8 protein-coding genes are annotated in these 14081 nt (G+C 42.2%); 1 reads left to right on the forward strand and 7 read right to left on the reverse strand.

Annotation, left to right across the window (positions count from 1 at the left end; translation table 11 throughout):
- A partial coding sequence (locus tag ACMA1I_RS23130; RefSeq protein ID WP_337070870.1) for a hypothetical protein occupies positions 1–211 on the forward strand: 211 nt, incomplete at its 5' end.
- 272 nt (positions 212–483) lie between these two features.
- Here the strand turns inward: ACMA1I_RS23130 and ACMA1I_RS23135 are convergent.
- The 7 genes from ACMA1I_RS23135 to ACMA1I_RS23165 all read right to left on the reverse strand — a co-directional run bounded on the left by ACMA1I_RS23135 (position 484) and on the right by ACMA1I_RS23165 (position 13278).
- Positions 484–1614, reverse strand: a complete 1131-nt coding sequence (locus tag ACMA1I_RS23135; protein ID WP_414703974.1) for a pectinesterase family protein — start codon at positions 1612–1614, stop codon at positions 484–486.
- On the reverse strand, positions 1602–2006 hold the full coding sequence (locus ACMA1I_RS23140; protein ID WP_414703975.1) for a pectinesterase family protein: 405 nt from the start codon (positions 2004–2006) through the stop codon (positions 1602–1604). The genes ACMA1I_RS23135 and ACMA1I_RS23140 overlap by 13 nt, the downstream gene beginning before the upstream one ends.
- 95 nt (positions 2007–2101) lie before the next feature.
- Positions 2102–3796: a T9SS type A sorting domain-containing protein gene (locus ACMA1I_RS23145; RefSeq protein ID WP_337070873.1), complete on the reverse strand. Its 1695-nt coding sequence runs from the start codon at positions 3794–3796 to the stop codon at positions 2102–2104.
- Positions 3797–3867: 71 nt separating this feature from the next.
- Complete coding sequence (locus tag ACMA1I_RS23150; protein ID WP_337070874.1) at positions 3868–6252, reverse strand: DUF5123 domain-containing protein; 2385 nt, start codon at positions 6250–6252, stop codon at positions 3868–3870.
- 662 nt (positions 6253–6914) lie between these two features.
- The gene (locus ACMA1I_RS23155; RefSeq protein WP_337070875.1) at positions 6915–7868 is read right to left on the reverse strand and encodes a hypothetical protein; all 954 of its coding nucleotides are present in this window, start codon (positions 7866–7868) and stop codon (positions 6915–6917) included.
- A 270-nt stretch (positions 7869–8138) separates the two neighbouring features.
- The gene (locus ACMA1I_RS23160; RefSeq protein ID WP_337070876.1) at positions 8139–9986 is read right to left on the reverse strand and encodes a RagB/SusD family nutrient uptake outer membrane protein; all 1848 of its coding nucleotides are present in this window, start codon (positions 9984–9986) and stop codon (positions 8139–8141) included.
- A 22-nt stretch (positions 9987–10008) separates the two neighbouring features.
- The gene (locus ACMA1I_RS23165; RefSeq protein ID WP_337070877.1) at positions 10009–13278 is read right to left on the reverse strand and encodes a TonB-dependent receptor; all 3270 of its coding nucleotides are present in this window, start codon (positions 13276–13278) and stop codon (positions 10009–10011) included.
- Between the last annotated feature and the right edge of the window lie 803 nt (positions 13279–14081).

The raw sequence follows: 14081 nt of genomic DNA on the forward strand, positions 1-14081 counted from the left end.
GCAGACCGGGCAGCACGGCGAGGACAGCGAACTCTCCAGGGGCGTCACCGACATCGTCGCCCCCATAGGCGATGAGCGCGCAGGCGTGGTCGCCGTCCTGGCCGTCTCCATCCTCACCACCGAGTTCAACGAGGACATCTCACCAGAGGAGACCAACAGCGTCGTCCGCGAGTGCGCACACAAGATCGCCACACGAATCGGCCTCCACTAAAATCCATCTAAAAAACCACCTCTTCTGACTTATAATGGCTTTTGATGACTGTTGATTGCTGGTTTTGAATGGCTAGTTGGGAGAATAAGGTAACTTTTAACTCTTAACACTTTGCTTTAAAATGTAGCTGTGTTTAAGGTGGCGAGAGGGATGCTGCGCTTTAAGCTCCTTTTTGCTGGAGATGCCTTGAAGGCTTAAATAGAAAAAGGCCTCTGGGAGGCCTTTTTCATTTGAAAAATTTAAGAAGTAGATGAGAGGCTATTTGTAAAGCCTTACTTAGCTCCCAAGTATAACTTTTTTACCACCGCTTCTCCCTTCCTGTTTATAAGTTTTACCAGATACACTCCGTCTGCCAAACCATCCAGCGTAACCTGTAAGGTGTTTTTAAGCTTCTTAACAGTTTTACCCGACAAGGTATAGACTTCTACATCAACCTTTTCAGACGAAATGACCTTACGGTTTTCTATGGTAACTAAAAAAGCAGGAACAGCATGGTCTTTAACAGTAGTAACTGTAGATTGGACTTTCAGTTCGCTTGAGTTTGGGCTCAAATTCCCGTTATCGGAAACTGCCCGCACAGAATAGGTATTTTCAATGGTAGGGTCAACCTGAACATCTGTAAAGTTGTTCGTTTCGGAAAAACCTACTACTGCCTCGTTTCTGGTAATGACATAACCTTTGGCCCCCTCTACAGTCCCCCAGGTGAGAGCATATAGATTACTGGTAAGGGCGGCAGGGGCAGCAAGGCCTTCAGCAGCCGAACGCGGGTTCCACACTACGTTATCCTTCTTCAGGAAATAATCGAGGTTGTAGTAAGTTTCCACTGCTTCTGCTGTTAACTGCTCACTCCAGGCAACGCGCTGGCTCACATCGAGTAACTCACCGGCTAAATCTCTGCTCTGAAACTCTGCAAAGGTTCCATTTAAATGGTTGCTGTTATTCCATTCTGACCAGCCTTCGCTCCGGATATGGTTGCCCATTTTCGTATTGATGAAGGCCGTAGAACCAGGTGCTCCCCAAGGCCTTCCTAAGAAATACCTGTTGGCCGGCACCCCTTCGTTGGCTGTTACAGTACAATCGAGGAAAAGCAGGCCGTGGTAGAAATTCTTATCATCGGCAGTTTTAGAGATAAGCTTGGTATCGTTGTGAGCCGTGATATACTGGCCGCCCTCTACACAGTTTATTACAGAATTTTCAAACACGGTAGTGGCATCACCAAATATAAAGTCGGTGGCACCTTCTACATAACAATCGAGGTTATACTGGCGCTTGGAATGAGCATAGTAAGTATCCTGGAATCCTAGGAACTTACAGTTTTTATATATTTGCCTGTCGCCGGTGGTACGGATAGCTACTGCCTGCCCCACGTTGCCTGCTGTATTGCGCACAGTCATGTTTTCCATGTACAGGTCGTCTCCGGCTGCCCAAATGGTGTAAGAGGTGGCGGTTGAAATGTTTGTTCCAGNGTGGTACGGATAGCTACTGCCTGCCCCACGTTGCCTGCTGTATTGCGCACAGTCATGTTTTCCATGTACAGGTCGTCTCCGGCTGCCCAAATGGTGTAAGAGGTGGCGGTTGAAATGTTTGTTCCAGGCTTATCGCTGTAGTCGTCCCAACTTACAATAACGCCATCGCGGCTTTCGCCTATGAGGCTGATGTTGGAGAATGGAATGTGTATTTTCTCCTCGTAAATTCCGTTTTTGACAAAAATGAGTGTGCGGGTAGACCTATTTGTCAGCACAGCATCAACAGCACGTTTAATACTGGTGTGAGTGCCAGAGCCATCTTTAGCCACAACGTATCTAAATACTTGAGCCTGAACTGCTGGAGCTACCAACAGTAAAAAACACAGGCAAGTTAATATGCCTGTGTTTAGATGATTCTTTAATTTCATTGTTTAATTACCTTTCTTTCAGCAGTAGCACCATTTTGGAAGAATGCTTTCATAATATAAAATCCTGCTTTCAGATTACCGATAGTTAGATAATTGTCTTGAGTAGCACCTATGTCTTGTTTTGTCAAAATTACTTTTCCTGTCAGATCATAGAGTTCTACTTTAAGAATTCGTTGTGAGCTGTTAAAGTTGATCTTATCAGAAGTCGGGTTAGGATAAACTTCGTAATCTTCTGCGGCATGCTCCTGTTTTGAGCTGGTAACTGTGCCGGGCAATATGGCATGCAGGTAGGTTTCCAGATTAGAGTAGCCACTTTCTGTAATTGTTTTCCCATCCTCCGGGTTATTAGGGTCTAGACCATTAGCAACTTCCCAAGCATCTGGAATACCATCTTTATCAGTGTCTATAGGACCGTCAACCTGAGCAAATACCGGCCAACCGCCCACTTCCGAAGGATTGTCTATAATGCCAGTTCCTCTTTTTCCTCCTGGTACAAGCTCGCCTCTTGTTTCGGCTACAATTCGGGCATCTACAGCATCACGTTTAGGCAATAATGCACCGGCTTTCTCGAGCACTAATTCAAAAGCCTCCCGAGCCGAATGTGTTTCTACGCCTGCATAGTCGAATTCTGTTTCAGTCTTAATGTTTTCGATAGAGCCAACTTGGTCTACATTTACACCTAACCAATTGTCTTCGTTCATGCCTCCGGTTATACCGTCCATGTAATTGCCTGAAAAATACCATTGGCTATACCTTTTAAATGCATCTGGCAATGACTCATAAGATGGTCTTGCAAAAGCTAACGGTATTTGAGTAGCGGGCCCCGGCTTATAATAATTATTCACCATATTGGTAAAGCTACCAGCTATGTTCTCTTCCGGATTTTCCGGATTCGCATAAAATATCTCACTTTCGCCACCGTATACAGCTCCTCTACTTCCCCAGTTAAAAATTATATTATTCCTAAAGTCAACTAAAGCAATAATATCATTAGAGCGGCTCCCGTTAATGCGTGGCGAGCGGCTATTTTGGTGCGCAATCAGGTTATGGTGGTAAGAAGCATACTGGCCACCCCACTGCGACCCATATCCACGAACGCCTTTTCCATGACCGGCATCATACAAGCCCTCGCTCACAATACTCCATTGCACAGTAGAGTATTTGTTGTCGTACATGCCCATGGTTTCTTCTACAGCCCAGCTAAAGGAACAATGGTCGATGATAAAATTCTCAGCATTCTCAATGTTAAGCGCCGTAGTTTGTGTACCTAAGTCTCCGCCTGGCCTGAACCTCATATATCTGATAATCAAATTACTGCCAGATAATTTAACGGAGCTTCCTTTGATAGCAATTCCGTCTCCAGGAGCACTTTCTCCAGCAATAGTCATATTCGATCTGTTAGACTTAAGCTCAGTGTCTAAATTTATCAGCCCCGATACCCTAAATATTATTGTAATAGGGTCGTCTCCCTCCGTTGCCAGAGCGGCACGAAAACTGCCAGGAGTAGCACGTTGAGCGCGGTTTAGGTCAAGCAAATTTGTAACTTCTACAATCCGACCACCCCGACCACCCGAGGCATATCTTCCATACCCTTCTGCTCCTGGAAAAGCAAGCTGGCCTTCCTGCGCAAAACTTTCTGAAACTAAAATGGAAGTAAAAAACAGTACTAATCCTGTAAACAACTTCTTCATAAGATATATTTTAATTAAAAAAGCTCTGTACTATCAACCATGTAAATTGGTAATAGTACAGAGCTCTATTTTTACTCTTTAATTAATTTCACTGACTGCACTTTGCTACCAGAGTCAATTCTGGCAATGTACAGGCCTGATTTTAGCGCGGCAATATTGATTGAACCAATTCGGTTGATGGAGCCTTTCATAACCACACTTCCTGAGATGTTGTAAATAGTTACTTCTACTGCAGCAGGAGAGTTAATGTAGAGTATATCTTTAACCGGGTTAGGGTAAACTTCAATTTTAGCAACAGCTAATTCAGGATCAGTGCTGGTAACGTTTCCTGGGTTCCAACGTGGGTCGCCTATGAGGCCACCATCTGTACCGGCAGTAAGCAGAGCAGTACCAGCAGGCAGGGTAAAATCACCTTCTGCGGCATTGGCAAAGCCTGGATCATCAGTTTTAGGCTGGTTATCGGTGGTTACATTGGACAGTTTTCCTATCTCAACATAATTAAACTGCTTTTTACCCTCATCTGTAGCATCGAAGTTATGTATAACATTGTTAGTAAGTGTAAAGGTACCAGCTTCTGCATGCAGGTTAAACGGACGTGAGTTCTCTGGCTGCTTAATAGTGCTAACAATGTTATCTGTGAATGTAAGTGTTACAGAGCCATCACGGGAGTCGTTGATCTGAAACAAACCTCTATTGGCATTACCTAAGTCGTAGAAAGTATTGTGGCTTACTACAATCTTCTGTTGGATTACCTGAGGTCTATTATTGTTTGTAAAATATGGGTTGAAGATCCCCCCCCCAGCGTTGTAAAAGGTGGAATTAGTGATCATCACGTCCTTCACAGCGTTCATACGTGGATTGAACACCCAGTTGGTGATATCGTGCCATACTACGTTGTTGATTACAATTTTCTCATAAGTACGCCCCTGATTGAAATATAGCTCTACACCGTTGCTCAGGCCGTAGGCGTGCATATCCTCAATATGGATCAATTCTGCACCAAATGCGTTGTCCCGACCATAGTCAATGATCATTGCTCGCACCTCTTTGTTTTCAGCATCCATTGTCTTGCCGTTGATGTCAAAGCCTTTCAAAGTGATACTTAGTCCATCTGCCGCAGGTCTGAAACCACCGCCATGGAAGGTGATCAGCGGCCGAGAATCACCCTCACTGTCACCTACAATAGTGATATCTTGCGTAATGTTGATATAACCTATCTCAGTATAATCTCCTGATAGTACTATTATATCACCAGGATTCCAAAGTGATGTATTTTCAATGAACGTTTTAAGAGCATTCTCCTCCGCATTACTGATTCGGTGCTCTCTGGCTTCAACGGCAGGTAACCATTGTGGGTCGCCTCCTACTGCTATGGCCGGGGAGCCTGCTGCTAATGTAAAATCGCCTTTCTCAGGATCAGCAAAGCCTGGATCTTCTGTAACCGGGCTGGTGACTGTGACGTTAGTCTGTTCTTTATCAACTGCATCTAAATTAGTTTTTGAATTCGCTTCTGTAACAGTGTTGAACTCATGAAAAAGATTGTTGGTAAACTGGAATGTGCCTGCAAACGGGTCAATTCTAAATGGTCTGCCGGTATTAACATATAAAGTGCTTACAATGTTGTTGCGGAATGTCATCGTAACTGAGCCATCTTTTGGATCGTTAACTTGTATGAAAGAACCACTGTTATTAGAAATTTTATAAAAAGTGTTATTTTCAATCAAAAGAGTTTGCGGTACAACTAATGTTCTTGGTGTAGAAGCAGTTGCATCAGAAAAATATGGGTTGTTAATAAAACCTTGAGAGATATTATGGAAAGTGGAATTTGCTATTCTTAGGTTCTCAACAGCATTCTGATTTAAATTAACAGCATAAGCACCAATCATATCTGACCAGTCTACATTGTTTAGAACAAACTCTTTGCAACGCACCCTTAAACCATTATTATTCAACATAATTCCACCCTTAAATCCCCATGCTTTAGAGTCTTCAATTGAGATTTTGTCGAAAGTAGTAGCCAAACCTCCGGCAGGGTCTGTAACTGCTGTCGCAGCACCACGGAAAATATAATCTGTTCTGGAAGTATTGTTAGACTGGTAACCATTGAAATCCACTCCTTTGAACGAAACCAAAATATTATTCTCCAGTGCTCTAAAGCTACCACTTGTACCAGTAAACCGAATTACAGGTCGAGTGGCTAATGCCGGATCACCCATAATTGTAACAGATTGTGGAAGATCTACTGTTGTGGTAAGTTCATAAACACCCTCGCTCTCGAGCATCACAATGTCACCTGCTGCATAGAGGGTTTTATCTAGTAAGAAGGTCTTAAGTCCATCGATTTCTGCATTAGAAACCCGATGAGTAGCTTGCGCGTTGGCATTGTGTTGAAGGAAGACCAACAAAAATGCTAATAGACCAGCTCCTTTAAAAAAATTACAGTAATTTTTAATCATAATTTAAAGATTAAAGGTTTGAAATAATTCTTATATGATGTTCAGATTGTATTTGACTATTTATACAATGATTTGTTTATGAATAATATTAGGGTTCGTATTGATACCATTTGGCTGCATAAATACTATTGAAAGAATGATCAGCGCTGCATGAATAACTAGAATCATATAGGGTTGCCCAAAAAACTACCGTTCGTTATAACACCTACAATAGTTTATTTTCTGCCTAATGCTGCGGCCACTAATGAGGAATCCGAGAGCAAGCAGCAAAAGTTGACAATAAGTATATGTTCTTTACTTGTTGTTTTTACAACTGTTATTTCTACTTTACCACAATCACTAATAAGAAGTGTGCTGTAGTTTGTGCAGGATGAAAGCATGAGTATTCTACTGAAAATAGCTTTCAAAAGGAAAAACTGAATAAAACGTCTAGGTTAAGTAGCATGCAATACTACAGCAATAAAAGCATATTCATTAGCATTGTGTAATGCTTCGCTAACTGTAGCCGTACATTACGGCCTGTTATCTGTTTAACCTAATAATTCATTGGTAGGATTCAATGAATTGTACTTAAAGAAAAGAAATAGAGAAAGGAAAATAAATTCACAGCACGAGCAGAAACAATAGTTTGTACCTGCCCATGCTGTAAATAAAATATAATGTTATTGTAAGAAGACTTTTCTAGATAGGCCGTTTTCAGATCGAACGATGTAAAGTCCGCTTCCTGGAACAGTTACATTTTTACCAGCTCCTACTAAAGCTCCAACCATATTATACACTTTTAGTGCCTCTTTTTTGGCAATGAAAGAGTTCTTCTCAATTTCAAAGAAAGGCTCATTCTTAGCAATTTCTTCTCTGCTGGATGTAACAGCCTCAGTAGCAACAAGTTTCACACCATGAACTTTTAAACGCTGGCCTCTGTTATCTTGTGATAATGTACCTTTCCAAGGAATTATTCTAATCATGATGGGCTTTTCTTGCGACAAAGTGGCTATAGCATTAAAGTTTGGATTGTCTCCACCAGCTGTGTACTCATAGGTTCTTCCTCCCTGGTCTCTTAATATTTGCTGCATGTAATATTCCCATGTTTCACCACCATCTTCAGAAACTTCAACGCCAAATACAACGGATCTGTTAGCATTAATGCTCACATCACTTCCGGCAAGAATAGTTAAACTTTTTATATTGGTTACCTGTCCACTAGTAATATTACTAATAGTATATTCTCCTTCTATTTCATCTACATAAGCTTGCCATTCAGCAAACTCTCTTAATTGGATATATCCAGTTGGAAAACCAGGATCTGGAGTACCTTTACCGTTACAATTAGGAGTCATAATAGAAACATGCTCAAAGGTAAATCCTCCTTGAGCTCCATTTTCATTATGTATAGGCGCATTATGCTCTGTTCCATTACCATTATCACCTTCCCCACAACCTTTAAAAGTTTTACCATCCTTAACCACTCCAGTTAGCATATAACCCTGCTCTTGAGGTGGAATTTCTTTAGGATTTAAAAAAAACTCTTTCTCCTCATTCTGAGCAAAAGCAGCCCCAGAAAGCCCTAGCACTAATAAGAAGGAAGCAGCAATTTTTTTTGTAATTTTTAATTTCATAGTTAGAAAATTTAATTGTTAAAAATCTATTTAAACTCATTAATCAGGTACGAAAATAACAGACATACCGCTGTAATACCTTTAAATTTTTATATTATGGAATACTGCAAAATTATATTCTACCTTCACCTATACATAATAACCATTATGACTCTTAACAGATTATAACCAGTGCATCTGTCTTTTGCAATAATCATTTAAATATAAAAATTATTTTCATTAACAAAGCAGAACTACCATTAATTTGTTCTGCTTTGTTAATGAAATACTTTATGGAGCTAGAGGATCAAACCCTTCTTCTCCGGTTGTCCAGTTAATGGTTTGTTTAACTTTTGGATCTCTGTCTATGTTCGCTTGAGGCACAAAGTAAAAATTGTACTGTGGCTGCTTGTAGTTCAGGTCCATTTCGTCCAGATTCACATCAAACTCAAAACTGAAATAAAGATCATGATTGGTCTCGACACTCCAGTCTGTATTTGGCCTTATCTCCGATTCAAAAATAGTTCTTGCTCTAGCGCGCATAGAGGCAAGCCGTTGCTCCTCGCTCATATCTAATTCTGCTTCTGTTGGCTGAATATTAGCCGCAGTAATTACTTTATCAAGATCTAACACTGTTTGAATGCCTGTTCTTCTTGTACCGTTTAAGCGTTCCGCAAACCAGTTACGACGGCGTAAATCCCAGTGTCTCTTGTTCTCGAAGGCAAGTTCAATTTGTCTTTCTAACATTACAGCATCGCGCATGGCCTCTTTCGACATACCAGCTGCTAACCCAAAGTTGCCTTCACCAGCCTGTATGCCGGCACGTTGTCTTATTGCTCGCAGCTCAACATAAGCCTCATCTATGACACCCACTTCATTCGCTGCCTCTGCCAGGTTCAGTAACACCTCTGCGTACCGAAGCTCTATCCAATCGGTAGGCGTCCTATTCAGTTCATTTGTTGGAACATTTGGGTTGATCATTTTTCGCAGGTAAAAACCGGTATTCGTGTTTTGACCCTGCTCCACATTATTTGGCTGGCCAGTAGATGCCACATAGGTCCATTGGCGACGTTGCGCCGGAGTTGGATAAAACACATCCCCCGCAAGTGGGTATAAAGCACTATTATAAGCTACAGTAGCAGCAAGTCTTGGATCTCGGTTTTTCCAGAAGAATTTGGGGTCATACTCCGGATGACCTTCCGTTGGACGGCCATCTGCCATTGGGAAAGCCTTTACAAAGTTCCAGGTTGGATTGCCTGAGGAACCAGCACGTGGCTGTTTCACACTTGCCGGGCGAACAGAGTTCTCAAACCCGTGCGATCTTCGGGTAGCGTCAAACACCGTTACAATAATGGCTTCTCTGTTTGCTTCGTCCAGGAAAATACGGCTAAAGTTAGGGTGAAGCGCATGACCTGCCTCCATTGCTAATTGCTTGGCTTGTTTATTGGCCTCATAGGCTGCTGACCAACGCTCCGGAAGGTTGTTCGGGTTAAATTGTGGACTTGCGTAATGAAGCAGAATCCGACCTTTCAGGGCCGCTGCCGCTGCTTTTGTAAATCTACCAAATTCACTTGTTGGCCAGGTTACCGGCAGTTTTTCAATAGCTTCGTCCAAGTCTCTCACAATAGCTTCAATGGATCTAGCTGCAGACGCTCGCTCCATATATAAACCCTCTCCCATATTCGGGTCCTGCACTTCTAAAACCAAGGGAACACCACCATAAAGCTTTATGAGTTCCCAGTAGGTCCAGGCTCTTAGCATGAGCGCCTGACCGACAATCGGTCTTTTGTCATTTTCCGATATTGTTCCCGCCTCAATCTCAGTAAGCAAAATATTCATTCTGCGAATATGACCGTACACATCTACCCCCCAGTTACCGTATGCCGAGTTAGTGGACAGCATACCGTACATCATATTATCTACCCCCGTTCCCATTGCTTCGTCAGACAGGCCTGAGTTTCCATTGCCTCCAAAACCTGGAAGAGTACGGTTGTATAAATCATTCAAAAATAAATTGGCTAAATTGGCATTGTGCCAGACATCGGCATCGCTCACGCCATCCAGCTCACGCTTGTCAATAACTTCCTCACAGCTGGAAAAAAAGCAGATAAGAAATAAATATATGATATACTTTTTCATAAGAAATGTTATAAATACTTTACTAGAAGGTTACGTTTAGTCCAAGACTGGATGTAGTAACCATTGGGTAATCGTAGGCTCTGGAAACGCTAGGATCTTTATGATCGAATGGGCTAATTATGGTCCAGAGGTTTGTCCCTGTATAATAAATTCTGAATTGAGGGATCTTCCATTTCTCAACTAGGTTACTAGGCAGGTCGTAAGAAACATTAATGTTATTCATACGGAGTGTTTTTCCATCTCGCATCCAGAAGGTTGACATTTCGCCAGCGTAGCCATAATTATAAGGTCTTGGCATAGAAGCATTCGGGTTATCAGGTGTCCAATAGTCGTTCCAGAAAGAGAAGACGTTTGCAGTTGCAGTAGGTAAAGCCATTTCGTCTTTCTGAATAAATACCTTATGGCCAAATGCACCGCTAAACGTTGCGCTTGCTCTTAATCGTTTCCAGGATGCGCCCAGGGTGAAACCATATGTAAAAGGAGGGTTGGTACGTTTCGCAATTATGGTCTGGTCATACTGATCTATCACGCCATCAGGTCCATCTGAGTAATTTTCTCCACGTATGTCCTGGTAATAAATCATTCCCAAGTCAACAGGAACTTCATTTATATGCGTATACATAGCCCGCACACGATCTAAATCTTCTTGTGTTCTGATAATACCTAAGGCAATATAGCCCGGTTGGTTGCTTGGGTCGTTCAGCAACATATCGTCCCAACGGCCTACTACAGCAGGATTTTGCGGCAATTTGGTAGGGCGTCCATAGTTGTAAGAGATGTTACCACCAATGCTATAGCGAAAGTCGTTTCCTATGTTGTTGTCATGGCCTAAACTAAACTCAATACCTTTGGAATAAGCAGCGCCATAATTCTGTTGCGGCGGGTTAATGGCACCAAAAGATGTTGGTGCGTTTCTTACTGCCATCAGAATATCAAAGTTGTTACGCCGGAATGCATCAACTCCAACAGTAAGTTTATTATTAAGTAATCGCATATCCAGACCAACATTGTACATGTCACCTTTTTGCCACGTAAGGGTAGGAATGCTGATACCGTCGTTTTTGACTTCTATAGCACCTGTTTGAGTTGGGGTAGTGCCAGTGCCAAAGAGCGGACCTGTAATGTTTGTGCCGTAGCTCTGGCGCCACATAAACGCTCGACCTGCTTCTGTACCAACTCGACCATATGAGGCCCGGATTTTAAAGAAATCAATGAAAGAAATATTATCTCTGAAAAAGTTCTCTTCCGACAGAATCCAACCACCAGACACATTCGGGAAGAAGCCCCAGGCATGATCAGGGTGAAATCTCTGAGATGCTTCGTACCTAAAAGATGATTCAAATAAATACTTGCCCTTAAAATTATAGTTTACACGACCAATATACGCTAATCGACCAGTTTCCATAGCATTTCCCCCAGACACAATTCCTGCATCGCTAAAAGCCCATAAATGATCAAAGCCTTTGATGTTAGCAGTTTTTTTGGTGGTCTGATATGATCTAGATTCCCTCTCTTGTTGTTCATATACAAGCAGACCATCTATTTGGTGATCGCCAAACGTGCGGTTATAGGTAAGTGAAGTGTTTAACTGATAACTGTTAGAAGTCTCTGTACTTTCCATCAGGCTTTCACCGTTTGCTTGAATGCGCAAAGGATTATCGGCAAATTCTTCTGCATACAGATGTAGGCCTCCTCCTGTTCTCTTTAAAGCAAAAGTTTCCACATCCTGACCATAGCGTCTACCGCGGCCCTGCAGGTCGTTGTAAGAAAATTGAGCTTTGGCTTTTAATCCTTTTATAAACGGGACTCTATATTCAAATGCACCAGTGATGTTAGTATTACTTGATGTACTGTTTTTAAAGCTATTGGACTCTAGTACGGCATATGGGTTCCAGGCACCATCAACAGAAACAGGACGTCCATCTACTACAGCAGGAATCCACTTTGGAGCTGTTAATAACCTTGTAAAAGCCCCTCTCAGCAGGTTATTTTCACCGTCGAAAAAAGGCTCGTTGTTCGTTCCACGGTTAGTGCTAACCCCAAGCGAGAAGGTTACATCTTGGGTTACGTCAGCCTCAAGGTTAGTCCTTAAGGAATAGCGCTCAAATTTGAGGCTTTTGATATGGCCTGTCTCTGAATAATAGCCCCCTCCTACAAAGTACCTGATATTATCTGAGCCACCGCTCACGTTAAGGGTATGCCGAACGGTAGTGGCATCCTGGTACACTTCATCCATCCAGTTATAATTGAGTGTATCCATAGCAGCCAACTCATCCTCTGTAAAATAGCGGAAGTCTAAGCGTCTGTTTCTATCATAGCGTGGATCATTTCTATACTTTCCGTTTTCATGCTCATATATTTCGTTCAGCATATGAGCATGCTGCGAAGCCGTTAACATCTCTGGAAATTGGGTCGGTGTACCTATACCAATAGAGGTACTGTAATTCACCTTAGGCTTGCCTTTAGCACCGCGCTTTGTTTTAACTAGCACCACGCCACCACCGGCACGAGCTCCGTATACGGCAGCGGCACCGTCTTTCAGAATAGACACGCTTTCAACCTCCGAGGCATCCAGCATGTTAAACTGCGTACCTCCATCATCGAAAATAATACCGTCTATTACATACAGTATCATATCAGCGTTAGGCGACCTATCTGTTGTACGCCGAATTACCAAAGGGTTACCTGCCCCGGGCCTACCTGTAGACTGCCCAATTCTAACACCAGCCATCCGGCCAATAAGAGCCTGCGACAGGTTGGCCACCGGAAGATCTTCTATTTCTTTGGCATCGAGTGTTTCTACAGCACCGGTCAGGTTGGCTCTTTTTTGCTCACCGTACCCTACCACTACTACCTGATTCAGTGTAGAGGCCGCTAAGGCCAGAGAAACATTTATTTTGTTTCTGGTACCAACTGGTACCTCCTGCGCTTGGTAACCAATGTAACTAAACACCAGAACAGCTTCAGTGTTCGGCACTGCAATAGAGAAATTACCATCAATATCTGTAATGGCTCCATTTGTTGTATTTTTAACTAAGACGCTTACCCCTGGTAAGGCCTCGCCCGAATCTTTGTCTTTTACCTGACCTGTTACCGTTACCGCTTGCTGCGCCTTCGACAAAGGCACCGCTTTAACCGAAGGCTTCGCTTTTACTAAAAGCGTTGCACTATTGTCTGCCTTTGTACCCGATGTTAAAGCTGCATCTGCTAATTGTTGCGAGTAGCCCGGGTTCCAAACCAGCACAAAGCCCAAACCCAAAAGCCACTTTGGAGTACGTAATAGTTGATTCATATAGGAGATATTAATGATAATCTGATTTACAAGGTATTGGTTAATTTGCTACCCTTACATGCTCTTCATATTTACTATTAAATATTATTTGCCTGAAAGGAGAACTACAAAAACCTTCTCACTAACGTTTGTTGCTAATTCCTCACTAAAATCTTCGTCAACTGTAATTTTCGGTATCCGCAGGAGGAATTAAAAATGTAAAATTTGTGAAGAGCAGCAGGATGTTCAGCTGCAGCATACTAACAAACATTATTTTGATTCAAAAATAAATAAATTCTTTATATATAAAAATAATTTTTTGAATTATTTTAGATGACATTGCTCATCAAAGAGGGTAAATATGGCCTTTGCGGCTTCAGGGATAAACAATTGATTACTAGCGCTAAAAAAGAGCACTAGATGGAGAAGTTATAAATTATCTAAAATGAGACAAACTGTAAACATTTAGACAGGACCTCTATTAACTAACCAAACATTTGTTAACAATAGCCTTTCTTATCTTATTATTTTGCCAAAATATCTTACTGCTGTTCCCGTCCACTTGTAATTGTAACCACTATAAACAAAAGTTATTAAACTATAAATACAGATTTTTATACTAACTTGTATCTTATGCATTATAAGTTTGCCAGCATACGTGGCGCTGGCAACGTGCTAATTTAAATTATCCACCAAACATAACGCAATTGACCCATGACAGAAAAAGCTGTCAAGTACCAGGCGCCGGCCCTGGAGAAGGGCCTCGACATCCTCGAGTACCTGGCCCTGAAGGCCGTCCCCCTCTCCCAGACCGAGATCGCCGT

It is taken from the genome of Pontibacter sp. 13R65 (genome assembly GCF_047525655.1).
Classification (GTDB): domain Bacteria; phylum Bacteroidota; class Bacteroidia; order Cytophagales; family Hymenobacteraceae; genus Pontibacter.

Coding starts and splice junctions, on each gene's coding strand:
- ACMA1I_RS23145 (WP_337070873.1), bottom strand. CDS start 3,796: ATGAAGAAGTTGTTTACAGGATTAGTACTGTTTTTTACTTCCATTTTA.
- ACMA1I_RS23160 (WP_337070876.1), bottom strand. CDS start 9,986: ATGAAAAAGTATATCATATATTTATTTCTTATCTGCTTTTTTTCCAGC.
- ACMA1I_RS23165 (WP_337070877.1), bottom strand. CDS start 13,278: ATGAATCAACTATTACGTACTCCAAAGTGGCTTTTGGGTTTGGGCTTT.
- ACMA1I_RS23155 (WP_337070875.1), bottom strand. CDS start 7,868: ATGAAATTAAAAATTACAAAAAAAATTGCTGCTTCCTTCTTATTAGTG.
- ACMA1I_RS23150 (WP_337070874.1), bottom strand. CDS start 6,252: ATGATTAAAAATTACTGTAATTTTTTTAAAGGAGCTGGTCTATTAGCA.
- ACMA1I_RS23135 (WP_414703974.1), bottom strand. CDS start 1,614: ATGGAAAACATGACTGTGCGCAATACAGCAGGCAACGTGGGGCAGGCA.